Source organism: Streptomyces sp. NPDC002640 (assembly GCF_053592575.1).
In genome coordinates this window covers 30,855-56,116 of record NZ_JBSFVZ010000012.1, presented here as the reverse complement: position 1 = coordinate 56,116, position 25,262 = coordinate 30,855, and the positions used below count along the sequence as shown (strand labels likewise).

Below are 25,262 nucleotides of genomic sequence, written 5' to 3'. Positions count from 1 at the left end.
ACCCGGAAGGGACCGGGTCCTGCGGCGATACCGGACAACGTCAGCGGGTGCCGACCGCGGCGCGCACCGCCCGCCGCGCCATCTGCGCGTCGTCGTGCAGCCGGCGCAGCAGCAGCCGTTGTTCCTCGCCCGAGGGGATGGCCCCGGCCGGCGCCCCGACCGGCGGGGGCGTGAGGTCGTGCATGGTGCGCTGGACGGCCGTCTCGTAGGTGCGGATCTCCCGGGTGAGGATCAGCATCAGGTTGACCAGGAAGGCGTCCCGGGCGGCCGGCCCCTGGGACTGGGCGAGCTGACTGATCTGGCGTCGTACGGCCGGCGCGTCTCCCAGCACCGTCCACAGCGTCGCCAGGTCGTACCCCGGCAGGTACCAGCCCGCGTGCTCCCAGTCCACCAGCACCGGTCCCGTGGGGGCGACCAGGATGTTGGAGAGCAGCGCGTCACCGTGGCAGAACTGCCCCATGCCCTGCCTGCCCGACGTGTGCGCGATGCCGTGCAGCAGCTTCTGCAGGTCCCCCAGGTCGCGGTCGGTGAGCAGGCCCAGCGCGTGGTACCGGTTGATCCGCGCCGCGTAGTCCAGCGGGGCGGAGAAGGTGCCCGCCGGAGGCCGCCAGGCGTTCAGCCGGCAGATCGCCCCCAGGGCCGCCCGGAGGTCGGCACGCGGCGGAGCCTCCGCCGGGTGCCGGTGCAGCGCCGCGGCCCGCCCCGGCACGCGCTCGATCACCAGCGTGCAGTTGTCGGGGTCCGCCGCGATCAGCCTCGGCACCCTGACGGGGGGCCGGTGCCGGACGAAGGACCGGTAGGCAGCTATTTCGTGCCGGATGCGCTCGGCCCAGGCCGGCGAGTCGTCCAGTAAAACCTTGGCGACCGCGGTGGTGCGCCCGGTCGTCCCGACCAGGAGCACCGAGCGGCCCGTCCGCCGCAGGACCTGGACGGGGGCGAACTCGGGGCAGATGCGGTGCACCGAGGCGATGGCGGTCCGCAGCTGCGCGCCCTGCGGACCGGACAGGTCGAGCCTGCCGCTGAGCGTCCCGCTCCCTTGCGGCGGCAACCGCCTCAGCCGGGGACCCGAGGGCTGCATCGGGCGGGTCGGGTCGAGGAAGGGGCCGGCGCCCGGGCGGGGTTGCGGCCGGAGCGGGGCGGACACGGAGGACGACACTGCGTACATGGGAGACGGTTCCCTTCGTGTGCCAAGGAGAGGTACCGCACCATCCGCCCCGGCCCCTGAGGGCACCCTGGGGAGAGCCCCCGGAGGACCGGGGCGGGATGGCGCACTTCTACTCCACCGCAACCAGCCCCATGGCTGACAACTGGCGACCCCTGGCGAACCCTGGCGAATAGTCGCTTGGCACTTTGGCCCGCGTTAGTGTCAAGTCAGCCGAGATCCTGGGGGCTTGACGTGAGCGGACAACCCAACACCCGCCTGGCGGACCTGTTCGGCCTGGCCGGCTGGACCAAGGGCGAACTCGCGAGGCTGGTCAACCGGCAGGCGGCGGCCATGGGCCATCCGCAGCTGGCGACCGACACCTCCCGGGTGAGGCGCTGGATCGACATGGGGGAGATCCCCCGCGATCCGGTGCCGCGGGTGCTGGCGGCTCTGTTCACCGAGCGTCTCGGCCGTGTCGTGACCATCGAGGATCTCGGACTGGTCCGGCGAGGGCGAACGGGGAAACGGCAGCGCGGCGAGGAGAATCCCGACGGTCTGCCGTGGGCGCCCGAGCGGACGGCTGCGGTCCTCACCGAATTCACGGGAATGGACCTCATGCTCAACCGACGCGGCTTGGTGGGCGCGGGCGTCGCGCTCACCACGGGAGCGGCGCTCCACAGCGCCATGCACCAGTGGCTGAACACGGACCCGGCCCTCGCGGCCGACGCCACCCACACTGACGAACTGTTCCACGCGGAACCGGCCGGCTTCGACCGCTACGAGGCGGCCCCGGTGGGGTCCGAGGAGGTCGAGGAGCTGGAACGCTCCGTCGAGGTCTTCCGCGCCTGGGACGCCTCGCGCGGCGGGGGACTGCAACGCAAGGCGGTCGTGGGGCAGTTGAACGAGGTGGGCGGCATGCTCGCCTACCGCCACCCCGAGCACCTGCAGCGCCGCCTGTGGGGCGTCGCCGCGAACCTGGCCGTCCTGGCGGGGTGGATGTCGCACGACGTGGGCCTGGAACCCACGGCGCAGAAGTACTTCGTCATCGCGGCGCACGCGGCGCGCGAGGGAGGCGACCGGCCACGGGCCGGTGAGGCGCTCTCCCGGGCCGCCCGGCAGATGGTCCACCTGGGCCGTCCCGACGACGCCCTGGACCTGATGAAGCTGGCCAAGTCCGGCGCAGGTGAGGAGGTGCTGCCGCGGACCAGGGCCATGCTGCACACCATCGAGGCCTGGGCCCAGGCATCCATGGGCAAGGGCCAGGCCATGCGCCGCACGCTGGGGCAGGCCGAGGAGCTCTTCGTCTCCGACAAGGGAGACGTGGCCCCGCCGAGCTGGATGCAGATGTTCGACGAGGCGGACCTGCACGGCATGGAGGCCCTGGCCTACCGCACCCTCGCCGAGCACGAGTCGTCGGCGGCCTCCCTGGCGCAGAACCACGCCAAGCGGGCGCTGGACCTGCGGGCCAACGGCCGGGAGCGCTCCAAGATCTTCGACTGGCTCTCCCTGGCGTCCGCCTGCTTCATCGCCGACGACCCGGAGCAGGCCGACCGTTACGCGCGCCTGGCACTGGTGTCCATGGGGAACAACTCCTCGCACCGGACGTGGGACCGGCTGAGGGAGATGTACCGCCTCACCGGTCAGTACGCCAGCTATCCGAAGATCGATGAACTGCGGGAGGAGATCCAGCTGGCCCTGCCCAAGCCCAAGCGGCCGGGAAGCGGCGCGGCGGTCTGAGGGGTGGGGCCCCGCCCACCGGGTGGGCCCGGCATCCCTGTGCCCGACCGGGCGTCAGTGGTCGTCCGGCCGGTCGTTGTCGTGCCGGTCGTCGTTGTGCCGGTCGTGGTCCGGCCGTGGACGTGCGCGTTCTCCGCGCGCCGGTGCTCAGCGGGTTCGCAGCCGCTGTTCAGCCCTGCACGCGTCAGTCCTGCACGCGTCAGTCCTGCACGCGGGCGACGAGGAACCAGGCTGTCCCGGTGTGCCGTTCGGCGGCTGTGGCGAACGCGTCCGCCAGCACGCGCGCCGCGCCCTGCGCGGTGGGTTCCGCCAGGAGGGTCCGGGCCAGGTCGGTCAGTCGGCGCTCGCCGTCCTGGCCGGTGACCGGTCCCGGAGCGTGGAGGACCAGCAGGTCGCCCGCCTCCAGCCGGTGCTCGGCCTCGGCCTGCCCGTCGGGGGTGCGCAGCCGCCGGCCCGTCCCGTCCCGGAACAGCATCGGGGCGGGACGGCCGGCCCACCGCAGGGTCCTGGTCTCCGCCCGGTACCGGCAGCACACGGCCGGTCCGGTGAGCGGCAGGGCGGTCCGGCTCATCAGGTCGCCCAGCCAGGCGGTCAGTTGTCCGGGCGCGGTGCCGGCCATCGCCATGCCGCGCAGTCCGCCGATCACCATCGCCGTCCCGGAGGCGACGGCGGAGGGCTCCCCGTCGAGGGAGCCGAGGCCGAGCAGCGTCTCGCCGTCGGGGAGTTCGCAGGCGTCGTACCAGTCGCCGCCCGCGGGCTCACCGGGTCCCTCGAACGGCAGCCGGTGGGCCGCCACTTCCAGGGAGCCGGGCCCGTCCTGTCGCGGGAGCCGCAGGAAGCCGTGCCACGGGGGGAGCAAGGCTTCCTGCGGCTCGACCACGAGCCCCTGCCCGGACCGGGCCGGCCGACGGTGACGGAGCGAGTCACGGGTCTCGCTCACCGTCCGCCGGTGACGGCGCAGTTCGCTGACGTCACGCAGCACGGCCCACATGGAGGCGGTGTTGCCGTCGGCGTCGAGCACGGGCTCGCCCTTCATGTGCACGCTCCGCACCCTGCCGTCGTCCGGCCGGGTGATCCGGAACTCGCCGTCGATGGGACGTCCGTCGACCAGACAGTCCGTCACCATCGCGGTGAGCCGGGGCCGGTCCTCGTCGAGCACCAGGGACGGCAGCTCGTCGAGGGTGAGGGCGTGGGCGGTGGGAGCCATGCCGAGGATCTCGTAGAACTCGGCGGACCAGCGGACCTCGTCGGTCAGCAGTTCCCACTCCGCGCTGCCGATCCGGCCGGGGGCCGTGGCAGGCCCGCCATCCGCGGCCGGCGAGGCGGGCAGCGCCTCGGGGGAACCGGCCGTGGGCGGGGGGCCCTCGCGGAGCTGTGCCAGGTGTTCGTCGAGGTCCTCCAGGTGGTGCAGCGCGAGGTCGTAAAGAGCGCGCTGCCACCGGTCCGCGGGGTCCGTGCCGTTGCTCTCCGTGTCGCGGCGGACCGCGTCCATGTCCGTCCTGAGCTGCCGTGTCCGCGTGATGAGGGCCTCCACCGGGCCGGCGCCGGAGGGCGCGCGGTCGGCGGGGCGATCCGCGGACAGATGGGACGGCATGACGAACTCCGGTGTCTGAGAGACGGTGCGGCCGGGGCCGGTCGGTGAACCGGATACGACTCTCGCACAGCTCGCCACCCGCTGTAAGGGATTTGGCAACACTCGATGGGGTGGTGCTTCTGGCATATGTCAGAGTCTTCCGGGACCTTCGGCCCCAGGGAATGGGGACCAACGTCACTGGCGCGCGGGCAAGTTGGCGGCCAGGACAATCTACCTGACTAGGCGTCAGTTCCCCGCGTCGGGCTCCTCCGCAGGGCAGGAACCGCCCTTCAGTTCCCCGTGGAGGAGGAAATTCTCCACGGTCCGTTGTACGCAGCGTGATGATCCGTACCCCGTGTGGCCCTCGCCCTTGTTGTCCAGGACCACCGCCGACGGGCCCAGCCGTCGTGCCGTCTCCACCGTCCAGCGGTACGGCGTCGCGGGATCGCCGCGGGTGCCCACCAGGAGCATCCTGGCCGTGTCGAGGTTCCGGACCCGCTCGCGCACGAAGTCGGTTCCCGCGGGCCGCCCGTAGCACATCAGCGCCTCGGCCAGCCGGTAGCGGCCGAAGACCGGGGACGCCTTCTCGTAGGACGTCCGCATCGCTCCCAGCCGCGCCGCGATGCGCGCCGCGGACGGGCGTTCGGGGGAGTCGGCGCAGTTCACGGCCAGCAGCGCGGCCGGGGGATTGTCCAGGGGCACGGGTTGCCGGCGCCGGTCCCCCTTCTCGCGGCCGAGCACCGGGGGAGAGAAGGAGCCCTGGGTGAAGGAGCGCAGGCCACGGGGGTCGCCGTACTCGACCAGGTCGGCCACCGCCCGCTCCAGCGGGGGCCACAGCGCCCGGCTGTAGAGCGCCTGTCCCAGGGCGGCCACCAGGTCCTGGCCGGTGAAGGGCCTGCCGTCCGGCGAGGGGGCCGGGCGGGCGTCCAGGATGTCGACCAGGCGCTTCACCTGCCGGGGCGCGGTGCGGGCGTCGCGGCCGAAGGGGCAGGCGATGTCCCGCACGCACCACTCCAGGAAGCGCTCGAGGGCGGCCTGCTGGCCCGCCGCGCCGGCCCGGGCCTGCTCCACCGGGGACGCGGTGAGCGTGTCCACGCCGTCCAGGACGAAGCGTCCGACCCGGTCGGGGAACCGCGCCGCGTAGACGGCTCCCAGCCGGGTGCCGTAGGAGAAGCCGAGGTAGTTCAGGCGGCGGTCGCCGAGGGCCTGGCGGATGACGTCCATGTCCCGGGCCGCGTCCACGGTGCCCATGTGTTCGAGGACCGGGCCGGAGTGGGCGGCGCAGGCCTCGGCGACCTCGCGCAGCCGGCGGAGGTAGGCGTGCGGTTCGCCGTCCGCGACCCGGTCGGGCGAGGCGCTCTCGTCGGGTCCCTCGCCGTCCCCCTGGCCGGTCTCGTTCCCGCCGGAGTACACGGCCTCACCGCAGGTCACGGGGGAGGACCGGCCGACGCCGCGCGGGTCGAAGGTGACCACGTCGTAGCCCTCGGCCAGCGGCATGAAGTCCTTGCCGGCCATGGCCAGCCGGCCGACGCCCTCGCCGCCGGGACCGCCGAAGTTCAGGACCAGCGAGCCGCGCGGCCGGTCGGAGGTGGAGCGGTAGCGGGCCAGCGCCAGGTCGATCGTGCCGCGACCCGGCCGGGCGTAGTCCAGCGGCACGGTCACGGCCGTGCACTGGAACCCTCTCGGGGCGCCCTCCGCGTCGCAGGGGTGCCAGGTGACGCGCTGTTCGTAGAAGCGCCGCAGCGACTGCGGCACGTCCGCCGCGTCGCCCTTCGCCGCGGCCGGGGCGGCGGGCAGCGCCGTACAGAGCACGGCCAGCGCGGCCGCCCTGGCCGCGACACGTATGGAGCACGGTCCCTGCATACGAGCCTCCTGGGGTGGACGGCCGTGACCCACCCTAGGCGCGCCCCGCCGGCCTCGCCTGTTCACCGGCCGTCCGGGACCGCACCCCCGTGGCCAGGAACCGGTCCGGGGCGCCGTGCGGGTGGCGCTCGTCGCTCCCGTCCCTGCGGGACCGGCGGGACCGCGGGACCGAACGGGTGACACGGCGAGGGCGGAGGGGAAGTCGTTCCCCTCCGCCCCGGTGTCCCTCCGGCGGGACGCGTCAGCGCGTCGCGCGGCTGCGGTCCAGCGCTGCCACACCCAGCGCGGCCAGCACGACCTGGATCAGCCACTCCACCCAGTCCGGCCCGTCGGTGTCCGCGACGCCGAACGCCCCGGCGAGCGCCGAACCGATCAGCGCCGCCGCGATGCCCACCACGATCGTCCACAGCACCCCGATGCGCTGGCGTCCGGGAACCACGAGACGTCCCAGCACGCCGATCACGATGCCGATGAGGATCGCGCTGATGATGCCCGAGACCTCCATCTTGCGCCCATCCCTTCGGTTGCGTCGTCTCCCCTCCTTCTGCCCCGCGTCGGGAGCCGCACGCGCCTCCCGACGGGAGCGCGGGCACGCGAACGGGGCCGGACCGGGGGTAACCCCGGCCGGCCCCGCCGTGGTGGCGCAGGACCGCGAGAGGCGTCGTCAGAACCTCGACGACGCCTTGGCGGCCTTCGCCTTCTTCATGCCCAGCGCCGCGCACGCGGCTCCGAGGCAGATCGCCAGCGCGCCGATGCAGATGTGGGTGATGATCACGCCGGCGTCGGGTGCTGTCCCGACCACCCAGGGGGCGATGATCATCCACACGCCGAGCGCGGCGGCCGCCCAGCCGAGCGCGCCCATCCGCGTCGGGTTGGCGGCCGCGCAGATCGCCAGGGCGGCTATCGCCGCGCCCACGATCAGGTTGTGCGCCACCAGAGGCGGCTGGCTCCCGGTGAAGTGCAGGATCCAGGGCGACGCGGCGCAGAACACGCCGACCAGGGCGAGCGGCGCGGCGAGCATCCCCAGATTCGGTCCCTGCTGCTGGGAGCGGGCGTACTGTTCCCTCATTTCGAGCACGTCGGGGTGACTAGCCATGTCACCACGCTGGTGCGAGACATTGGCCATGACTCGGCTCCTTCGAGATCTCAGGCCTGACCGCGGGTGCGGACGGAAGGAATCGAATGTGTGCGGCTTTGCCCGCACCTGTTCCATTCTGCCCCCAATCGCCCGTTATGTGTAATGCGGGTCACATGCGTTCGACCAGACCCCGGACGTAGGCCGCCTGCCCGACGTGCTGCAGGTCGTCGGAGAGCACGCTGACCAGGCGTACTCCCAGCGTCACCGGCGGATCCCACCGCTCGTCGACGATCCGCCCCAGCTCGCTCGCCGTCAGGGAGCGCAGGAAGCCCAGCGTCTGCTCGTACACCGCGTCGTGGTACCCGGTCAGCAGGTCCGCGGAGTCCACCCGCACCGCGGCGACCCGCGCGGCGTCGTGCCCGAAGCCGGTGTCGGAGGCCGGCAGGTCCAGGGCGAAACGGCCGTACCAGTCCTGCGCCGTCCACACCTGCTCCAGGCCGGCCGCGTCCGCGACGTGGTCGTCCTGGACCCGGGTCAGGTGCCACACCAGCCAGGCCACCGGATTCGCCTCCGCGTCGGGGCGTGCGGCGAGCTGTCCGGCGTCCAGGCCCTGGACCGCCGCGTGCACCTCCTCGCGGATCCGGCCGTACCCGTCGATCAGAATGTCCCGTGCGTGCATGCCTCCAGCCTCCTCCGGATCGGGCCTCCTCGCTCGGCGGTTGGACCGGGGGAGGGGTGGTGAGGAAGAGTGATCGCGCAGTTCCGGACACGTCCACCACCAGGAGTCGCGTTGTACACCGCCCATCCCGACCGCTACGAGCGGATGCCCTACCGGCGCACCGGACGCAGCGGCCTGAAGCTGCCCGCGCTCTCGCTCGGCCTGTGGCACAACTTCGGTCCCGACCGCCCCGTCGAGACCCAGCGGGCCATCCTGCGGCGCGCGTTCGACCTGGGCGTCACCCACTTCGACCTGGCCAACAACTACGGCCCGCCGCCCGGTGCCGCCGAGTCCGCCTTCGGCGAGGCCCTCAAGGCCGACCTGCGCCCGTACCGCGACGAGATGGTGATCTCCACCAAGGCCGGCTACCTGATGTGGGACGGCCCGTACGGCGAGTGGGGCTCGCGCAAGTACGTGCTCTCCTCGCTCGACCAGAGCCTGTCGCGGATGGGTCTCGAGTACGTCGACATCTTCTACTCGCACCGTCCCGACCCGGACACCCCGCTCGAGGAGACCATGGGGGCGCTGCACTCCGCCGTGCAGCAGGGCAAGGCGCTCTACGTCGGCGTGTCGAACTACTCGCCGGAGCAGACCCGCGAGGCCGCCCGCATCCTCGCCGACCTCGGCACGCCGCTGCTGATCCACCAGCCGCGCTACTCGATGCTCGACCGGCGCCCCGAGGAGACCGGTCTGCTCGACGCGCTGGACGAGCTCCAGGTCGGGTCGATCGTCTACTCGCCGCTGGAGCAGGGGCTGCTCACCGGCCGTTACCTCGACGGCATCCCGGAGGGCTCCCGCGCCGCGAGCGACAGCCCCTTCCTGACCGCCGACAAGGTCACCTCGGAGCTCGTGGAGCACCTGCGCGCGCTGAACGGGATCGCCGCGGACCGCGGCCAGTCGCTGGCCCAGATGGCGCTCGCCTGGGTGCTGCGGGGCGGCAGGGTCACCTCCGCCCTGGTCGGCGCCAGCAGCCCGCAGCAGCTCGAGGACTCCGTCGCCGCCATCGGCAACCTGGACTTCGACGACGACGAGCTGTCCCGGATCGACGCGATCGTCCGCGCCGCCGGCTGATCCGGGCGGGGCCACCGGCGTGGTTCCTGTGCGGGGGAGGGCCGAGGTCCCCGGCCCCCACGGACCCCACAGGAACCACGCCATGTGTACGCACGGTGACGCGTGCGTCAAAATAGGGGGAGTGCCGTGGCCGTACCCGGGTACAAGGACAGGCGCATCAGTATCCGGCCGGGCCGGCATCCGAGAGAGAAACGCATGATCGAGCACCTGGACGGGACCGTGGTGACGACGGGCTTCGACGTGCCCGTGGAACCTCTGCGGCGCGCGACGCACTTCACCGGTGAACCGGGGTGCATCGCCGAGGCGCGTGAGTTCGCGGGGCACTTCCTCGAGCAGTTGAGGAACGAGTGGTGTGCGACGGCCGACGAGCGGTACGGCGCCGAACTCCTTCTGGTGGTCAGCGAACTGGTCACCAACGCGGACCGCCACAGCCACGGCCCCTACATCCTCGAACTCGAGGGTTCGGACCACCGCGTGACCGTCACGGTCTACGACAGCAGCGTCGCCCTGCCCAAGATCTTCCCCCGCGACCCCGAGCGGGTCGGCCGGCACGGCCTGGAGATCGTCCACGCGCTCGCCGACGAGGTCGTCGTGGAGCGCGTCCCGGTCGGCAAGCGGATACGAGCCACCCTCCGCCTCGCGCGCTGACCCCCCGGGTCGCCCCCGTCCCCCGGGCCCGCCCGGTGGCGATTCACCTCTGAGCGGAACCACTGCGGGCGGTCTTGCCGCGACCGGAGCGCCGCCTAGGCTGAACAGGGTGAGCGACCACGCATCTTCCCGGACCCCCGTTCCCCTCCGCCGCCCCGACCGGGCCAAGGAGCCGCTGTGGCGCGACCTCGTCGGCGAGGCGCTCCGGCGCGAGAGGCTCGCCCAGGGGCGCACGCTCAAGGAGGTCGCCGAGGCGGCGCGGATCTCCATGCCCTACCTCTCCGAGCTCGAGCGCGGCCGCAAGGAAGCCTCCTCGGAGGTCCTGGCCGCCGCCGCCCGTGCCCTCGGTCTGAGCCTCGGAGACCTGCTGATCCGCGTGCACAGCGACCTCACCACCCGGTCCACGGCCCTCACGTCCGGTGTCCCGCACCGCGGCGGTCTCTGCCTGGCGGCCTGACGGTGCGGGTCTGACGGAGCCTCAGGGGCGCGTCTCGGAGGTGCGTCTCACAGGCGCTCGGTGAGCACCTCGTCGGCCAGCCCGTAGGCCACCGCCTCCCGCGCGGTGAACACCTTGTCCCGGTCCATGTCGGCGCGCAGCGTCGCCGTGTCGTGGCCCGTGTGCCGGGACAGCACCTCCTCCGTCTGGGCCCGGATCCGGCCCATCTCCCGGGCCCGCAGCGCCAGTTCGGCCACCGTCCCCTGGCTGCCCGCGCTGGCCGGCTGTCCCAGCAGCACCCGCGCGTGTTCCAGCACGAACCGCCGCCCCGGGTCGCCGCCCGCCAGCAGCACCGCCGCCGTCGACGCCGCCTGCCCCACGCAGAAGGTGGCGATCGGCGCCCGCACGAAGCGCATGGTGTCGTAGACGGCCATCAGCGACGTGACCGAGCCGCCGGGGGAGTTGAGGTACAGCGCGATCTCCTGGTCGGGGGCCTCGGACTCCAGGTGGAGCAGCTGGGCGATGACCACGTTCGCCACGCCGTCGTCGATCTCGGTGCCCAGGAAGACGATCCGCTCCGACAGCAGGCGGCTGAAGACGTCGTAGGACCGCTCGCCCCGGGCGGTGCGCTCCGTCACGTACGGAACCGTGTAGCTTCCCATGATCACAGCCCCATCCGGCGTCGGGAGGTGCTGGGACGCACCTCGTCGAAGGAGTCCACGAGACGGTCGACCATGCCGTACTCCCGGGCCTGCTCCGCGGTGAACCAGCGGTCGCGGTCGGAGTCCCGGGCGATGGTCTCCCGCGTCCGACCGGTGTGCTCGGCGAGGATCCGCTCGATCTGCGCCCGGGTGAACTCGAGGTTCTCCGCCTGGATGGCGATGTCCGCGGCCGAGCCGCCGATGCCGGCGGACGGCTGGTGCATCATGATCCGCGCGTTGGGCAGCGCGTACCGCTTGCCCGGTGCGCCCACGGTCAGCAGGAACTGGCCCATGCTGGCCGCGAAGCCCATCGCCAGGGTCGACACGTCGTTCGGGATCGCCCGCATGGTGTCGTAGACGGCCAGCCCGGCCGACACCGAGCCGCCGGGACTGTTGATGTAGAGGCCGATGTCGGTCCGCGGGTCCTCCGCGGACAGCACCAGCAGCTGGGCGCACACCCGGTTGGCGGACACCTCGTCGACCTGGGTGCCGAGCATGACGATGCGCTGTGCCAGCAGCGCCTGGGCCAGCTGGTCGTCGAAACGGGTGTACGGGGTGTCGCCGTCCTGGGCGCGGGGCGCGCCGTGCGGTCCTGGGGCGAGCGGCGGAAGCATCGTGGGTCCTCCTGAGGACTGGTGCCGGAAGGGTCTGCTTCGACTGTGCCCCCGGCCTCGTCCCACCAGGGCATTTCTCTGCCCGCGGCAGATTCGCCGACGGCAGATCCCCGGGGAGCGGCCGCGGGCCGATGAGTTTCGACGGCGCCACGGGTCGACAGTGGTGAACGGCGGACAATCGGGAGGAACCGATGGACATCAACGGATTCATCACCTGCCTCTGGTTCGACAACCAGGCGGAGGAAGCGGCCAACTACTACGTCTCGGTCTTCCCGGAGTCCCGGATCGAGCGCGTCGACCGGTACTCCGAGGCCGGCCCCGAGCGGATCGTCCCGGACGACGAGGGGTCGGTCGCCGAGGTCCTGTTCACCGTCAACGGCCAGCGGTTCTCCGCGCTGGACGGCGGACCCCTGTTCCACTTCGACGAGGCGATCTCCTTCCAGATCATGTGCGACAGCCAGAAGGAGGCCGACCACTACTGGAACACGCTGATCGGCGACGGCGGCAAGGAGAGCCAGTGCGGCTGGCTGAAGGACAAGTACGGGCTGTCCTGGCAGGTCATCCCCAAGGAGGCCCTGGAGATCATGCGTGACCCCGACCGGGCGAAGGCCGCCCGCGCGATGGCCGCGATGCTCACGATGCGGCGGCTCGACGTCGCCGAACTCCGCGCCGCCGCCGAAGCGGCCTGATCCCGGCCGTGCCGCCGCCCCGGCCCGCCGCGCCGCGCACCGCCCGGTCTCGGCCGGCGCTGCCCGACCGCGGCCCGCGGCCCGCGGCGCCGCCCGGACGCGGCCGGTGCCGCGCGGGCGGGCGTCCGACGCGCGGGGCGGGCCGTACCTGACTAGCGTGAGAACCGAACCACCACGAACGGAGGCCGCACCATGGCCGCACAACCCGAGGGCACCCCGATCTGGGCGGACGCGATGTTCGCGGACCTGGAGGGGGCCAAGAAGTTCTACGGCGAGGTCCTCGGCTGGACCTTCGGCGAGTCCAGCAGCGAGTTCGGCAACTACACCGAGGCCTACGCGGACGGGAAGGCCGTCGCCGCGGTCGTCCCGCCGATGCCCGGCGCCGAGGAGCAGTCCGCCTGGTGCCTCTACCTCGCCACCGCCGACGCCGAGGCCACCGCCGCGCGTATCCGGGAGAACGGCGGCGAGATCGTCCTGGAGCCGATGCAGGTCGCCGACTTCGGCACGATGTGCATCGCCCGCGACCCCGGCGGCGTCGCCTTCGGCCTCTGGCAGTCCGGCAAGCACACCGGCTTCGACGCCGTCGGCACGCCCGGCGCCTACTGCTGGGCCGAGATCTACACCCGCGAGGCCGGGAAGGCGGACGGCTTCTTCCCGAAGGTCTTCTCCTACACGCAGAAGGACATGCCCGACGGCGAGATCGACTTCCGGGTCTACGAGCTGAACGGCGCCCCGCTGCTCGGCCGGCTGCGGATGACGGACGAGTTGCCGCCGGAGGTCCCGGCGTTCGTCAACGTCTACTTCACGGTCTCCGACTGCGACGAGGCCGTCGCCAAGGCCGGGAAGCTGGGGGCCCAGGTCCTGTTCGGGCCGGTGACCAGCCCCTTCGGCCGCTTCGCCACCCTTACCGACCCGCAGGGCGCGCCGTTCTCGCTCCTCGACCCGGAGAAGACCGAGGGCGAGATGCCGCAGCTCAACGAGGTCGGCTGACCGTCGCCCCACCGGCCCGCGGTCCCGTTCCCCTCGGGGACGGGACCGCGCGACGTGCGTGGGATGATCGGATCCATGCGTGCTGAACGACTGGTCGCCGCCTGCGACGGCGCCTGCAAGGGAAACCCCGGTCCCGCCGCCTGGGCGTGGGTCCTCGCCGAGAGCGGGACCGCTCCGGACACCCCCACCCGCTGGGAGGCCGGCCCCCTCGGCACCGCCACCAACAACATCGCCGAGCTGACCGCCCTCGAGCGGCTGCTCGCCGCCACCGACCCCGCGGTGCCGCTGGAGGTCCGGATGGACTCCCAGTACGCCATGAAGGCCGTCACCACCTGGCTCCCCGGCTGGAAGCGCAACGGCTGGAAGACCGCCGCGGGCAAGCCGGTCGCCAACCGGGAACTCGTCGTCCGGATCGACGAACTGCTCGCCGGACGCACCGTCGAGTTCCGCTACGTCGCCGCCCACCAGGTGGACGGCGACCCGCTCAACGACTTCGCGGACCGGGCCGCCAGTCAGGCGGCGAGCGAGCAGCAGCCCGCGGGCAGCGCCCTCGGATCGCCGGAGCCCCCGCCCTCGCCGACGCCCGCGGGCAAGAAGACGCCCGCCCGCACGCGCGGTGCGCGTACGGGCGGGCGGGCCGCCTCGGCCGGGGGGTCGGCGCGGACCATCAAGGCCAAGTTCCCCGGCAGGTGCGGAGTCTGCGGACGCGGCTATCCGGCGGGCGGGTCCATCGCCAAGAACGACCAGGGCTGGGGCCATCCGGAGTGCCGCGCGGCCGGCTGAACCGGCCTTCGTCGGCGTGGCGCCGTCAGAGGACGGTGCCGCGCCACTCGCCGGTCTCGGTGCCGCGCTCCTCGATGAACTTCTTGAAGCGCTGCAGGTCGGCCTTGGCGTTGCGCTCCACGAAGCCCAGCTTGTCGCCGAGCTTCTCGGCGGCGCCCTCCGGCTGGAGGCGCATGCGCAGGTTCACCTTGGTGGCGCCGGGGGCGACCGGCTGGAAGGTCACCCGGCCCTCCTGCTCGGTCTCCCCGCCGACGGTGGTCCAGCTGACGCACTCGTCCGGGATCTGCTCGGTGATCTCGGCGTCGAACTCCCGCTTGACGCCGTCCACCTTGGTGACCCAGTGCGTGAGCGTGTCGGTGCGCTGCTCGATCCGCTCGACCCCGCTCATGAACTCGGGGAAGGTCTCGAACTGCGTCCACTGGTTGTACGCGGTGTGCACAGGAACTCGGACCTCGATGGATTCCTCGATCACGGACACGTGATGTCCTCCTTCGTGTAGCTTGCGTGACTTGCGTCTTGCCGCCCGCCCCTCCGGCAAACCGGGTCGCCCGGAAGAAACGGAACGGCGCTCTCCGGGACGACCGCCGCCCCCGTGGGGGCGGCCCGGGCCCCGTGGCAGACTGACGGCATGGAACAGCGAGTAATCGGCAGGTCGGACCGGAGTCTCTCGGTCATCGGACTCGGCACCTGGCAGTTGGGCGCGGACTGGGGCGACGTCGAGGAGAAGGACGCCCTGGCGGTCCTCGATGCCGCGGCGGAGTCCGGCATCACCTTCTTCGACACCGCGGACGTCTACGGCGACGGGCGCAGCGAGCAGACCATCGCCGCCTTCCTGCGCGGCCGCCCGGACCTGGACATCACGGTCGCCACCAAGATGGGCCGCCGGGTCGACCAGATCCCGGAGAACTACGTCCTTGACAACTTCCGGGCCTGGAACGACCGCTCCCGCCGCAACCTCGGCGTGGACCGGCTCGACCTGGTCCAGCTGCACTGCCCGCCCACCCCCGTCTACTCCACCGACGAGGTATTCGACGCCCTGGACACCCTGGTCGAGGAGGGTCGCGTCGCCGCCTACGGCGTGAGCGTCGAGACCTGCGCCGAGGCGCTCACCGCCATCGCGCGGCCGAACGTGGCGAGCGTGCAGATCATCCTGAACCCGTTCCGGATGAAGCCGCTGCTGGAGGTGCTGCCCGCCGCCCGCGAGGCCGGCGTCGGCATCATCGCCCGTGTCCCGCTGGCGTCCGGTCTGCTCTCCGGCCGGTACACCAAGGACACGGTCTTCGCCGCCAACGACCACCGGTCGTTCAACCGGCACGGCGAGGCCTTCGACCAGGGCGAGACCTTCTCCGGCGTCGACTACGAGACCGGTGTCGAGGCCGCCGCGGAGTTCTCCGGCCTGGCCCCCGCGGGCTTCACCCCGGCCCAGACGGCGCTGCGCTGGATCATGCAGCAGCCCGGCGTCACCACGGTGATCCCCGGCGCCCGCAACCCGGAGCAGGCCCGCGCCAACGCCGCCGCGGCCGCGCTGCCGCCGCTCTCCGAGGAGACGCTGGCCGCCATCCGCGACCTCTACGACAGCCGGATCAAGGAGCAGGTCGAGAACCGCTGGTAGTCACCGCGGGCACGAGCGAGGGCGGGGCCGTTCCGGTGTCGGAACGGCCCCGCCCTCGGCGTGACGTCGGCGGTGCGGCCGTCACGCCTCGACGAGCAACTCCTGCTCCAGCTCCTGGTCCCCGGAGACGCTTCCCTTGTCGCGCACGGTGAACGCCCCGGAGAGCGCCTCACCCGCCTTGTGGACCGCCTCGGGCGTGCCCTGCAGGGTGACGGTCACCGGCTCGGCGACCCCGGTGCGTCCCGACTCGTCCGGCGGGGTGGGGGCCGAACCCTCCGACCCGCCGAAGATGGCGGTGTGCACCGTGGCGTGCTCGTCCTTGGGCTGCGAGTCCGGAGGACCGAAGACGGGCTCCAGCGCACGGAGGACGGCCTGCGCGTCGGTGCAGTGTCCGCCGCTGAGGGTGATGGTGAGCTGTGTGCCGGTCATGTTCCGCGGGTCCCCTCGGCCGAATTCGCCTGGCTTCTTGCAGTGCGACGGGTAACCGTGCGTCCGATCCCCGAAACCGGAAGTCTCCGCATCCGGCCCGGGACCGGGGGGTGCGGGGCGCCGCCGGGGCGCTGCCGGGGGGTGTCAGTCCGCTTCCGTCACGGGGATGCACACCGCGTAGACGGTGTAGGTGCCGGTGGTCCCCGCCGAGTTCACGAACGACACGGTCCAGGTGTCCCCGTCGGAGGGGTAGGACTGGTACAGCTGCGTGGTGAGGTTGTTGCCGCCGAGCGGGGTCACCAGGCCGCCGCCGGTGACGGAGGAGCCACTCGGGCAGTCGACGCTCGCGGTGTTGACACCCGTCGCCAGGAGGGGGCTCACCTGACGGATCTCGGTCGGCAGAGTCGGCCCCGCGGGGCCTTCGGGTCCTGCCGGTCCTTCGGGTCCTGCCGGTCCTTCGGGTCCTTCGGGTCCTGCCGGTCCCTCCGGTCCTGCCGGTCCCTCCGGTCCTGTGGAGCCTGCCGGTCCTTCGGGTCCGGACGGCCCCTCGGGCCCCTCGGGCCCCTCGGGTCCTGCCGGTCCCTGGGGACCTGCCGGGCCCGCGGCGCCCTCCGGTCCCGCGGGACCGGGCTGCCCCGCGGGGCCTTCGGGCCCGGCCGGTCCGGCTGCCCCCTCCGGTCCCGCCGGGCCCGCGGGTCCGGCGGGACCGGCCGGACCGGGAGGACCGGGTTCCGGGCTCGGGCAGGTCTCCGAGCAGCCGTGCTGCCCGTGGCCGTGGCCGTGGCCGTGTCCGTGGCCCCCGTCGTCACCGCTCGTGCCGGCCGCCGCGGCCGTCGCCGCGGCGCCCGCGAGCAGGGCCGTGGCCAGGATCGGTGCGGCGGCGCGGCACAGCAGGGATATGCGGTCGAGTCCCATGTCGTCCTCCTTGAGATGCGGGGCATGCCGTCCCGCCCGCGTCGCCGGTCCGGAAAAGGGACGATCGGGTCGAAACGGTGCCGGTCAGGGAGATGTCACCACGCCGCTACGGCGCCCGCCGCCGGTGCGCGGCCTTTCGGGGCGTCCCGGACGCGCCAGGTGCGCCCATACACCGGTTGGCCCGGGGAACTCTGGGCAGAAGGGGCTGTCGACAGTGCCCCCGGTGACAGGAGGAAGGGTGACCGGCAACCGAACCGGTGACGACGAGGACGACTTCGGCGGCGGCATAGGCCGGCGGCCCGACAGAGGCCGCAACGAGACCCAGGAGGAGGCCGCCGACCGGAAGTGGGGTGAGCTGATCCAGGAGGTCAGGGTCGCCCAGACCGGCGTGCAGATCCTCTTCGGCTTCCTCCTCACCGTCGTCTTCCAGCCCGGCTACGAGGAGCTCGGCTCCACCGACCGGAAGATCTACCTCGTCACCGTCGTGCTCGGCGCCCTGACGACCGGCGCGCTCATCGCCCCCGTCGCTCTGCACCGCATCGTCGCCGGCCGCCGCGTGAAGCCGCAGGCCGTCCAGTGGGCGGCCCGGGTCACCTTCACCGGGCTGGTGCTCCTGCTCGGCACCATGACCTCGGCGCTCCTGCTCATCCTCCGCGTCGCCACCCACGACGGCTACGTGCCGTTCCTCGTCGCGGGCGTGCTCGCCTGGTACATCCTCTGCTGGTTCGTGCTGCCGCTGTGGACCCGCTACCGCTACACCTCCAAGTAGCCGGCCCCCACGCGGAAGGCCCGGCCCCTCTGCGGGGCCGGGCCTTTCCGATGCCGTGCGGTGCTCTTCGTCGTGCAGTGGTCTCCGTCGTGCGGTGGTCCCTGCGGTGCCGGTTGTCGCGCGCGTGCCCCGGAGGCGTCACGTCATCCGTTCGCCAGCAGCTCCGAGAGGAAGCCGTCCACCTCGACGTGCTCGCCGCCGGGAGCCACCACGCGGTAGCTCTCCTCCAGGAACCGCTCCACCGCCGGCGCCCAGGCGTGCACCACCGCGTGGTGACGTTCGCCGTCGCCCCGGTGCTCCCCGTAGAAGTCCATGCGCAGCTCGTGCCAGCCGCGGGCGTAACGGGGGGAGAAGCGGACGTCCCCCTCGCCGACGGGACGGCGCAGCCCCTCCGCGAGCATCTCGCGGGCCAGGCGCCAGCGGGCCAGCACCCGCCCGTCGTGGCTGAAGGTCGCGGTGACGGCGAACGGGTCGTCGCGGTCGTAGCTCAGGTGCGCGAGCACCGCGAAACGGTTGGCGTCGCTGCCGCTCCCGCCGGACTGGAGCTGCATCACAACGGCCCTGTGCACGAACGCGCTCGACTTCATCGAGACCTCCGGGGGGAGTGGAAGATGTACCGTGCACACCCTGTTACCCCCACTCCCCGCACCCATGGCCACCGACTTCCAGGGGGCAACGGGTCAGCCGAAGGCGTTGCGCAACTCGGGCAGCAGGGTGCGCTCCGACCACTCCAGGAACGGGTGCTGGGCCTCGTCCCCGCCGATCTGGACCAGGGCCAGCTCGGTGAAACCGGCCTCGACGTACGGCCGCACCGCCTCGACGAAGGCCCCGGGGTCGTCACCGCAGGGGATCGACGACGCCACGTCGTCCGGCGTCACGAACTGGGTGGCCGCGGCGAAGGAGTCCGGGTGCGGGAGCTCGGCGTTCACCTTCCAGCCCAGCCCGAACCACCGGAACATGTCGTGCGCCCGCCCGACCGCGGCGTCCTTGTCCGGGTCGAAGCAGACCGGGAGCTGCCCGACCCGCGGCTTGCCCTCGCCGCCGTGCTGGTCGAACATGTCCAGCAGCTCCTTCTTCGGCTCCGTCGCGATCACCAGGTCGGCGTAGTGGCCGGCCAGCTCGCACGACTGCTCGCCGGAGACCGCGATCCCGATGGGCGGCGGCTCGTCGGGCAGGTCCCACAGCTTGGCGGAGTCCACCTGGTAGTGCTCCCCGTGGTACGTCACGTGACCTCCGTCGAAGAGGGCGCGGATGATCTCCACCGCCTCCTCGAACCGCTCGTGCCGCACGTCCACCGCCGGCCAGCCCTGGCCGACCACGTGCTCGTTGAGGTTCTCCCCGGACCCCAGCCCCAGCCGGAACCGGCCCTGCGAGAGCAACTGCACGGTCGCCGCCTTCTGGGCCACCACGGCCGGGTGGTACCGGAAGGTCGGGCAGGTCACGTACGTCATCAGCGGGATCCGCGAGGTCGCCTGCGCCGCCGCGCCCAGGACCGACCAGGCGTACGGGGAGTGCCCCTGCTCGCGCAGCCAGGGGAAGTAGTGGTCCGAGGTCACCGAGAAGTCGAAGCCCGCCTCCTCGGCCCGCACCACATGTCCGACCAGCTCCCGCGGTCCGGCCTGCTCGGTCATCATCGTGTATCCGATTTGCACCATGCCCGCCGCGTTCCCGACAAAGCGGACAGGAAACCGGGAGGGTGGCCGGGGACCGGGGGTGCCGCACCGTGGGCCGCGTGACGCGGCGTCATGCGGCGGAGCCGGGCAACCCCACCCCGAGACCATCGCCTGGGGCGTCCGCGAACGCTGATCCACCGGCGCCCCGGATGCCGCGAACGCCACCGACGCCGCGTGAGAGGCTGGACGGGTGACGCTCGAGGATCTGGTCCGGCTGCGCCGGGCGCGTGACACGATGGACCGCGACTACGCGGAGCCGCTGGACGTCCCGGCGCTGGCCCGGGTCGCGCTGATGTCGCCGGGGCACTTCTCCCGAAGCTTCCGCGCCGCCTTCGGCGAGACCCCGTACAGCTACCTGATGACCCGCCGCGTCGAGCGGGCCAAGGCGCTGCTGCGCCGGGGCGACCTCTCGGTCACCGAGGTCTGCTTCGCGGTCGGCTGCACCTCCCTCGGCTCCTTCAGCTCGCGCTTCACCGAGCTGGTCGGGGAGACCCCCAGCGCCTACCGGGCCCGCGACCACTCGGCGGAGGCGGCCGTCCCGCCGTGCGTCGCCAAGCTCTACACCCGACCGGTCAGGAACGGAGAAGCGAACACCAGGCCCCGCGCCTAGCGTGGAGCACATGGACATCAGACTCTCGCAGTGCTTCATCGCCGTCGACGACCACGACAAGGCGCTCGCCTTCTACCGGGACGCCCTCGGGCTGGAGGTCCGCAACGACGTCGGCTTCGAGAACATGCGCTGGGTGACCCTCGGATCCCCCGAGCAGCCCGACGTCGCCGTGGTGCTCGAGCCGCCGCTGGCCGACCCGAACGCCTCGCCCGCCGACCAGCAGGCCATGGCGGAACTGCTCGCCAAGGGGCTGCTGCGGGGCGTCATCTTCGCCACCGGTGACGTCGACGCCACCTTCGAGCGCATCCGCTCCAGCGGCGCCGGCGAGGTGCTCCAGGAACCCACCGACCAGCACTACGGCGTGCGGGACTGCGCCTTCCGCGACCCGGCCGGGAACATGATCCGCTTCCAGCAGGCCCGCTGACCGCGCCGCACCCCGGTCGCCCAACCGGCCGGGGGCCGGGCCGCCCGCGGCGGCACCAGCCGCACGTCAGCCGTTCGCACCCTCCCGTCGCGCCTCCCGGGGCGCGGGCCGGGAGCATGAGGAGGAAGCGGCGGGCGGGGCCGGCGACGCGGCCCGGCCGGCCCACCCGGCCCCCGGGAGGCACAGGTGACGGCTCGGCTCGGCGGCGCCGCCTGGGCGATCGGCGTGGCGCAGTTCTTCACGGCCCACGCCGTCGTCGAGACCGCCTGGACACGGCCGTACAGCTGGTCGGCGCACAACATCAGCGACCTGGGCAACGTCCGCTGCGCCGTCCAGGGCGACGCCGACCCCCGCTACGTCTGCTCGCCCCAGCACGCCCTGATGAACGGCTCGTTCGTCGCCCTCGGCGCGCTGTTCCTGGCCGGAGTGCTCCTCACCCGCCCGTGGTGGGGCGGCGGACCGGCCGCGGCGGCCTCCCGCGGCCTGCTGGCCGCCGCGGCGGCGGGCTTCGCCCTGGTCGGCCTGGCCCCCGCGGACTCCGCCGAGAGCCTCCACGTCCTGGGCGCCCTCCTGGCGATGGGCGCGGGCAACGTGGGCCTCGTCCTCGCGGCGGGCGGCCTCGCGGACCGGGTGTCCCGCGCCTGGCGCCACGCCGCGGCCGCCCTGGGCCTCACCGCCTTCGCCGCCTGCGGCCTGCTGCTGGTGCGTGAGTACCTCGGCCTGGGCATGGGTGGCATGGAACGCGTCGCCGCCTTCCCCCTGCTCCTGTGGGCCTTCGCCCTGGGGCTCGCCGGTCTCCTCGGCCGGGTGGGCCGGGAGCACCCGGTGACACGGTCCGTCCGCCCCGCACCCCTGCCCGGGGGAAGCGGACGCCGCACCTGATCAGGTTCCGCCGGAGGGCGGTTCGAGGCCGCACCAGTACAGGACCTCCAGCGCCGGCCCGACTCCTTCTGGGCCGACGGCGACTGACGGCCCCGCCGACGACGTGCGACCCGCACTCGGCGGCGTGCGCGGCCTCCCGGACCGGGACGCCGCGCACAGCCGTACCGGAGGTGCGGCGCACGTCCGGGAGGTGCCGCGCGGAACTCCGACGGGCCTGGGGCAACTGGCCATGGGGGAATAGGATTTGCGGATGGATCGCACCCCTCGGAGCATGCGCAGCATTCGTACCGTGGACGATGTCCTCCGGCTGATGGACGGGCTGTTCGCGCCCGGCGCGGACCGGTGGACCGACGACGGCGGAGCCGACTGGTGGGACCGGTTCTACGCCGACCGCTCGCGGGGCGTGCCGTTCTTCGTCGCGCGGCCCGACGAGAGCCTGGCGTCCTGGCTGGAGGACGGCACCGTCACCCACGGTGCCCGGGCCCGCGCCCTCGACCTCGGGTGCGGTGCGGGGCGCAACACCCTGCTGCTGGCGCGGCACGGCTTCACCGTGGACGCCGTCGACCTGTCGCCGAAGGCGCTGGCCTGGGCGCGGGAACGGGCCGAGGACGCGGGGGTCCGGGCCGCCTTCCACCGCGCCGACGCGTTCACCCTGACCGAGCGGGACCTCGACGGCCCCTACGACCTGATCTACGACTCGGGCTGCTTCCACCACCTGCCCCCGCACCGGCGCGTCAGCTACCTGGCGTTCCTCGACCGGTTCCTGGCCCCCGGCGGCGCCTTCGGGCTGAGCTGCTTCGCGACGGGGTCGGAGGACTCCGGCTCCGAGCTCTCCGACCTCGACCTCTACCGGGAGGCCCGCCTGCACGGGGGAGTGGCCTACGGCGCCGACGACCTCCGCTGGATCTTCTCCGACCTGGCCGAGGCCGAGCTCCGCCGGATGCGGAAGCCGGACCCCGCCTCCGGAACGTTCGGCGAGCCGTTTCTGTGGGCCGCCCTCTTCCGCAAGGCGGGGCCGCCGCCTGCCTGAGGACACCCCCGGGCCGGAGCCCCTAGACCCCGGCCGCGGCCCGGTCCAGGCGGGCCCGCAGGTCGTCCGTGAGCCGCAGGGCGCCCGCCGCGACGTTCTCCTCCAGGTGGGCCGCCGACGCCGTGCCGGGGATCGGCAGCATCACCGGCGAACGCGCCAGCAGCCACGCCAGCAGCACCTGCTGCGGCGTGGCCCCCAGCTCGGCGGCCACGGCGTCGACCTCCGCGGACCGCTCCGCCGCGACGGGCCGCCACGGCAGGAAGGCGATCCCCGCCGCCTCGCACAGCTCAAGCACCCCCTCGTGCTCCCGGTCGAACAGGTTGTACCGGTTCTGCACGCTCGCGATCGCCGCCGTCCTCCGCGCCTCGGCGAGCTGCTCCACCGTCACCTCGGAGAGCCCGATGCCGCCCACCAGGCCGGCGTCGCGCAGCTCCCGCAACGCCCCGACCTGGTCCGCCACCGGCACCGCCGGGTCGAGCCGGTGCAGCTGCAGCAGCTCCACGCGCTCCAGGCGCAGCCTGCGCAGCGCCTGTTCGGTCTGCCGGCGCAGACTCTCGGGGCGGCCGTCGTGGGCCCAGCCCTCGCCCTCCTCGGACGGCACGATGCCGACCTTGGTGGCGATCAGCAGGCCCTCGGGGTACGGGTGCAGCGCCTCCGCGAGCAGTTCCTCGTTGGCGCCCCACCCGTACATGAAGGCCGTGTCGATCAGGGGAACGCCGAGTCCGACCGCGCGGCGCGCCACCGCGAGGGCCCGCTCGCGGCCGGGGCCCGGAGCCGCGGGCAGGCGCATGGCACCGAACCCGACCCGTCCGACCGGCAGTCCGGAGCCACCGGGCACCAGGCCCGCCACCGGCGGGTGGTCGAGGTGGGTGCGGTCGGACATGGGTCCCCCTTGGACGACCGGTGCGTGACCGGGGTGGTGAGCCGGTTGCTGATCAGGCCGGTGAGCCGGTTGCTGATCAGATCGGTGAGCCGGTTGCTGATCAGGCGTCACCCTACAAAGCGATGGACCCCCGTGTGCGGGATTCACCCGGGGCCCTCCTTGTCCGGGCGTCCCCCGATCCAGTCCTGCACCGTGCGCAGGCGGCCCGACCAGCGCTGTTCGTGCCGCCGCACCCGGCGCTCGGCGCGGGCCAGGGTACGGGGCCGGTTGCGGTAGAGACGGCGGGCCCAGGGCGACCCGGGGCGGGCGAGACGCACCGCGCCGAACAGGGCGACGAAGGGGACGACCATACCGAAGACGGCCGTCCGCGCCTTCCCCTTGGTCAGGGCCACCAGGGCGAGGAGGAAGTGCGCCACGACGGTGCCCACCAGGGTGCCCCGGCCGTCCCGGTCGTCCTCGTCCAGGCCGTTCACCCCGAACGGCAGGAACCCGGCCAGCAGCAGCCCGGCCAGCGCCGCGGTGATCACCACCACCTCGACGCTCCTGCGGCCCGCCTCCGACCAGTACACGTCGGCCAGGTGCAGGATCAGCGCGAACTCGTCGAGCACCAGCCCCGCGCCCACCCCGAAGACCACCGCCGCCGCGCAGGCGCCGAAGCCGTGGCTGCCGCTCGCCACCGCGCCGAAGCCGCCCGCAACCGTGAGGATCACCCCCGGCACGACATGGTGGACGTGGACCCCACCGCTCTCCACGTCACGGAACGGCCCCCGCCCCGCCCGGATCATCCGGGTCACCAGCCGGGTGACCGCGAAGGTGATCACGAAGGCCGTGAGGGCGAGCAGCAGGGGGAGCTTGCCGGGCTCGACGATGTTCCGGTACAGCCAGTGACCCATGCGACGAATCTAGGGCGACCTGCCCTCTCCGCCCGGCTTCGGCCGCGATCGCCGGGCGCGTCGCCCTTCTCATCGCCCCATAGGATGACCAGGCACAACGACTTCCGGAAGGACGCTCATGGCCGGCGCAGCCCTGACCATCGCCGTCGCGCAGCCCCGCTGCGTGGCCCACGACGTGACGGGCAACGCCGTCGCCCACGCCGAGGCGGTACGGGCCGCGCGGGCCAGGGTCGTGGTGTTCCCCGAACTCTCCCTCACCGGCTACGAGCTGGACGCGGCCCCGGTCGCCCCCGACGACGAGCGCCTGGCGCCCCTGGTCGCCGCCTGCGCCGAGACCGGCTCGCTGGCCCTGGTCGGCGCGCCGGTCCCCGGACCGCACATCGGGGTGCTCGCCGTGGACGGCGAGGGGGCCCGCGTGGTGTACGGCAAGACGCACCTGTACGGGGCCGAGGCCGACCACTTCCTGCCCGGCGAGCCCACCGTGCTCGAGGTGGACGGCGTGCGGCTGGGCCTCGCCGTCTGCCGGGACACCGGCCTGCCCGAGCACGCGGCAGCCACCGCCGCCCTCGGCATGGACGGCTACGTGGCCGGCGTGGTGCACGCCGACACCGAGGCCGAGGTGCACGGCGAGCGGGCCCGCCGGGCCGCCACCGACCACGGCGTCTGGGTGGCCACCGCCGCCTTCGCCGGCCCCACCGGCGGCGGTTTCGACCGCACCTCCGGCCGCTCGGGCGTCTGGGCGGCCGACGGCACCCTGCTCGCCGAGGCGAGCGACCTCCCCGGCGACCTGGCCCGGGCCGTCGTGCACGGGGCGGACAACGGCTAGAGTCCCCTCAGAGCCCGTCCACCCGGCGGGCCGGGGGCAGGAGGAGAGCCGTGGCCAAGGTCGCCGTCAGCCTGGACGCCGAGCTCGTCGTGGAGGTGATGGTCCTGTCGGGGACCAACACCCCGCAGGACGCCGTGGAGTTGGTGATCCGCGACTACATCGCCCGCGGTCACCGCACCGAGGCCCGAACCGAGCTCAAGGACGAACGCCTCCGCGACGTCGACTCCCAGCCCCAGGAACCGCACAGCGGCTGACCGGCCGCCGGGACCCC

General features: G+C 73.1%; 30 protein-coding genes. 15 read left to right on the top strand and 15 right to left on the bottom strand.

The window, feature by feature from the left end; genetic code table 11:
• Nucleotides 1-40: 40 nt before the first annotated feature.
• The gene (locus ACWD3O_RS17675) at nt 41-1,165 is read right to left on the bottom strand and encodes an aminoglycoside phosphotransferase family protein (RefSeq protein ID WP_451416472.1); all 1,125 of its coding nucleotides are present in this window, start codon (nt 1,163-1,165) and stop codon (nt 41-43) included.
• Nucleotides 1,166-1,396: 231 nt separating this feature from the next.
• Between ACWD3O_RS17675 and ACWD3O_RS17670 the strand changes: the two genes are divergently transcribed.
• Nucleotides 1,397-2,881 (top strand): DNA-binding protein NsdB, encoded by a 1,485-nt coding sequence (locus ACWD3O_RS17670; RefSeq protein ID WP_451413475.1) that lies wholly within the window; start codon nt 1,397-1,399, stop codon nt 2,879-2,881.
• A gap of 199 nt (nt 2,882-3,080) precedes the next feature.
• On the opposite strand, the gene ACWD3O_RS17665 is transcribed toward ACWD3O_RS17670, so the two are convergent.
• From ACWD3O_RS17665 to ACWD3O_RS17645, 5 genes are all read right to left on the bottom strand, one after another.
• Nucleotides 3,081-4,475, bottom strand: coding sequence for a PP2C family protein-serine/threonine phosphatase (locus tag ACWD3O_RS17665; protein ID WP_451416471.1), 1,395 nt, complete (start codon nt 4,473-4,475; stop codon nt 3,081-3,083).
• Between the two features lie 225 nt (nt 4,476-4,700).
• Nucleotides 4,701-6,317 carry an alpha/beta hydrolase gene (locus ACWD3O_RS17660; protein ID WP_451413477.1) on the bottom strand — a complete coding sequence of 539 codons (1,617 nt, stop codon included), beginning with the start codon at nt 6,315-6,317 and terminating at the stop codon, nt 4,701-4,703.
• Nucleotides 6,318-6,558: 241 nt separating this feature from the next.
• Nucleotides 6,559-6,822 carry a GlsB/YeaQ/YmgE family stress response membrane protein gene (locus ACWD3O_RS17655; RefSeq protein WP_451413478.1) on the bottom strand — a complete coding sequence of 88 codons (264 nt, stop codon included), beginning with the start codon at nt 6,820-6,822 and terminating at the stop codon, nt 6,559-6,561.
• Nucleotides 6,823-6,981: 159 nt separating this feature from the next.
• A complete protein-coding gene (locus tag ACWD3O_RS17650; RefSeq protein ID WP_451413479.1) occupies nt 6,982-7,413 on the bottom strand; it encodes an SPW repeat protein in 432 nt (143 codons plus the stop codon).
• Between the two features lie 151 nt (nt 7,414-7,564).
• On the bottom strand, nt 7,565-8,074 hold the full coding sequence (locus tag ACWD3O_RS17645) for a mycothiol transferase (protein ID WP_451413480.1): 510 nt from the start codon (nt 8,072-8,074) through the stop codon (nt 7,565-7,567).
• Nucleotides 8,075-8,185: 111 nt separating this feature from the next.
• On the opposite strand from ACWD3O_RS17645, the gene mgrA reads away from it, so the two are divergent.
• The 3 genes from mgrA to ACWD3O_RS17630 all read left to right on the top strand — a co-directional run bounded on the left by mgrA (nt 8,186) and on the right by ACWD3O_RS17630 (nt 10,289).
• Entirely contained in the window at nt 8,186-9,184 is a 999-nt protein-coding gene (mgrA, locus tag ACWD3O_RS17640) for an L-glyceraldehyde 3-phosphate reductase (RefSeq protein ID WP_451413481.1), read from the top strand.
• Between the two features lie 195 nt (nt 9,185-9,379).
• On the top strand, nt 9,380-9,832 hold the full coding sequence (locus tag ACWD3O_RS17635; RefSeq protein ID WP_451413482.1) for an ATP-binding protein: 453 nt from the start codon (nt 9,380-9,382) through the stop codon (nt 9,830-9,832).
• A gap of 109 nt (nt 9,833-9,941) precedes the next feature.
• Nucleotides 9,942-10,289: a helix-turn-helix domain-containing protein gene (locus ACWD3O_RS17630; protein ID WP_451416470.1), complete on the top strand. Its 348-nt coding sequence runs from the start codon at nt 9,942-9,944 to the stop codon at nt 10,287-10,289.
• A gap of 47 nt (nt 10,290-10,336) precedes the next feature.
• On the opposite strand, the gene ACWD3O_RS17625 is transcribed toward ACWD3O_RS17630, so the two are convergent.
• Nucleotides 10,337-10,930, bottom strand: a complete 594-nt coding sequence (locus ACWD3O_RS17625) for a ClpP family protease (protein WP_451413483.1) — start codon at nt 10,928-10,930, stop codon at nt 10,337-10,339.
• Between the two features lie 2 nt (nt 10,931-10,932).
• Nucleotides 10,933-11,583, bottom strand: coding sequence for an ATP-dependent Clp protease proteolytic subunit (locus ACWD3O_RS17620; protein WP_451413484.1), 651 nt, complete (start codon nt 11,581-11,583; stop codon nt 10,933-10,935).
• A gap of 191 nt (nt 11,584-11,774) precedes the next feature.
• On the opposite strand from ACWD3O_RS17620, the gene ACWD3O_RS17615 reads away from it, so the two are divergent.
• The 3 genes from ACWD3O_RS17615 to ACWD3O_RS17605 all read left to right on the top strand — a co-directional run bounded on the left by ACWD3O_RS17615 (nt 11,775) and on the right by ACWD3O_RS17605 (nt 14,045).
• Nucleotides 11,775-12,272: a VOC family protein gene (locus ACWD3O_RS17615; RefSeq protein WP_451416469.1), complete on the top strand. Its 498-nt coding sequence runs from the start codon at nt 11,775-11,777 to the stop codon at nt 12,270-12,272.
• A 192-nt stretch (nt 12,273-12,464) separates the two neighbouring features.
• Nucleotides 12,465-13,262, top strand: a complete 798-nt coding sequence (locus tag ACWD3O_RS17610; protein WP_451416468.1) for a VOC family protein — start codon at nt 12,465-12,467, stop codon at nt 13,260-13,262.
• Between the two features lie 63 nt (nt 13,263-13,325).
• A complete protein-coding gene (locus tag ACWD3O_RS17605; protein WP_451413487.1) occupies nt 13,326-14,045 on the top strand; it encodes a ribonuclease H family protein in 720 nt (239 codons plus the stop codon).
• 25 nt (nt 14,046-14,070) lie between these two features.
• On the opposite strand, the gene ACWD3O_RS17600 is transcribed toward ACWD3O_RS17605, so the two are convergent.
• On the bottom strand, nt 14,071-14,523 hold the full coding sequence (locus ACWD3O_RS17600; protein ID WP_451416467.1) for an SRPBCC family protein: 453 nt from the start codon (nt 14,521-14,523) through the stop codon (nt 14,071-14,073).
• A gap of 150 nt (nt 14,524-14,673) precedes the next feature.
• Here ACWD3O_RS17600 and ACWD3O_RS17595 point away from each other — a divergent pair, with 150 nt between their 5' ends.
• A complete protein-coding gene (locus ACWD3O_RS17595; RefSeq protein WP_451416466.1) occupies nt 14,674-15,657 on the top strand; it encodes an aldo/keto reductase in 984 nt (327 codons plus the stop codon).
• Nucleotides 15,658-15,738: 81 nt separating this feature from the next.
• On the opposite strand, the gene ACWD3O_RS17590 is transcribed toward ACWD3O_RS17595, so the two are convergent.
• The gene (locus ACWD3O_RS17590; protein ID WP_451416465.1) at nt 15,739-16,086 is read right to left on the bottom strand and encodes a hypothetical protein; all 348 of its coding nucleotides are present in this window, start codon (nt 16,084-16,086) and stop codon (nt 15,739-15,741) included.
• Between the two features lie 144 nt (nt 16,087-16,230).
• Nucleotides 16,231-16,467, bottom strand: coding sequence for a hypothetical protein (locus ACWD3O_RS17585; protein WP_451416464.1), 237 nt, complete (start codon nt 16,465-16,467; stop codon nt 16,231-16,233).
• A gap of 820 nt (nt 16,468-17,287) precedes the next feature.
• Between ACWD3O_RS17585 and ACWD3O_RS17580 the strand changes: the two genes are divergently transcribed.
• A complete protein-coding gene (locus ACWD3O_RS17580) occupies nt 17,288-17,770 on the top strand; it encodes a DUF6328 family protein (protein ID WP_451413528.1) in 483 nt (160 codons plus the stop codon).
• Between the two features lie 143 nt (nt 17,771-17,913).
• Here the strand turns inward: ACWD3O_RS17580 and ACWD3O_RS17575 are convergent, their stop codons facing one another.
• Nucleotides 17,914-18,357, bottom strand: a complete 444-nt coding sequence (locus tag ACWD3O_RS17575; protein ID WP_451416463.1) for an SsgA family sporulation/cell division regulator — start codon at nt 18,355-18,357, stop codon at nt 17,914-17,916.
• A 93-nt stretch (nt 18,358-18,450) separates the two neighbouring features.
• Nucleotides 18,451-19,425, bottom strand: a complete 975-nt coding sequence (locus ACWD3O_RS17570) for an LLM class F420-dependent oxidoreductase (RefSeq protein ID WP_451416462.1) — start codon at nt 19,423-19,425, stop codon at nt 18,451-18,453.
• Nucleotides 19,426-19,633: 208 nt separating this feature from the next.
• Between ACWD3O_RS17570 and ACWD3O_RS17565 the strand changes: the two genes are divergently transcribed.
• From ACWD3O_RS17565 to ACWD3O_RS17550, 4 genes are all read left to right on the top strand, one after another.
• The gene (locus ACWD3O_RS17565; RefSeq protein WP_451413494.1) at nt 19,634-20,053 is read left to right on the top strand and encodes a helix-turn-helix domain-containing protein; all 420 of its coding nucleotides are present in this window, start codon (nt 19,634-19,636) and stop codon (nt 20,051-20,053) included.
• Nucleotides 20,054-20,063: 10 nt separating this feature from the next.
• The gene (locus tag ACWD3O_RS17560) at nt 20,064-20,477 is read left to right on the top strand and encodes a VOC family protein (protein ID WP_451413495.1); all 414 of its coding nucleotides are present in this window, start codon (nt 20,064-20,066) and stop codon (nt 20,475-20,477) included.
• 186 nt (nt 20,478-20,663) lie between these two features.
• Nucleotides 20,664-21,359, top strand: a complete 696-nt coding sequence (locus ACWD3O_RS17555) for a DUF998 domain-containing protein (RefSeq protein WP_451416461.1) — start codon at nt 20,664-20,666, stop codon at nt 21,357-21,359.
• Nucleotides 21,360-21,630: 271 nt separating this feature from the next.
• Nucleotides 21,631-22,389: a class I SAM-dependent methyltransferase gene (locus ACWD3O_RS17550; RefSeq protein ID WP_451416460.1), complete on the top strand. Its 759-nt coding sequence runs from the start codon at nt 21,631-21,633 to the stop codon at nt 22,387-22,389.
• Between the two features lie 22 nt (nt 22,390-22,411).
• Here the strand turns inward: ACWD3O_RS17550 and ACWD3O_RS17545 are convergent, their stop codons facing one another.
• Complete coding sequence (locus tag ACWD3O_RS17545) at nt 22,412-23,272, bottom strand: aldo/keto reductase (protein WP_451416459.1); 861 nt, start codon at nt 23,270-23,272, stop codon at nt 22,412-22,414.
• Between the two features lie 143 nt (nt 23,273-23,415).
• Nucleotides 23,416-24,165 (bottom strand): hypothetical protein, encoded by a 750-nt coding sequence (locus ACWD3O_RS17540; protein WP_451416458.1) that lies wholly within the window; start codon nt 24,163-24,165, stop codon nt 23,416-23,418.
• A gap of 118 nt (nt 24,166-24,283) precedes the next feature.
• Between ACWD3O_RS17540 and ACWD3O_RS17535 the strand changes: the two genes are divergently transcribed.
• Together ACWD3O_RS17535 and ACWD3O_RS17530 are read left to right on the top strand one after the other, a co-directional pair.
• Nucleotides 24,284-24,991, top strand: a complete 708-nt coding sequence (locus ACWD3O_RS17535) for a carbon-nitrogen hydrolase family protein (protein ID WP_451413500.1) — start codon at nt 24,284-24,286, stop codon at nt 24,989-24,991.
• Between the two features lie 50 nt (nt 24,992-25,041).
• Nucleotides 25,042-25,245, top strand: a complete 204-nt coding sequence (locus ACWD3O_RS17530) for a type II toxin-antitoxin system VapB family antitoxin (RefSeq protein WP_451413501.1) — start codon at nt 25,042-25,044, stop codon at nt 25,243-25,245.
• Nucleotides 25,246-25,262 lie beyond the last annotated feature (17 nt).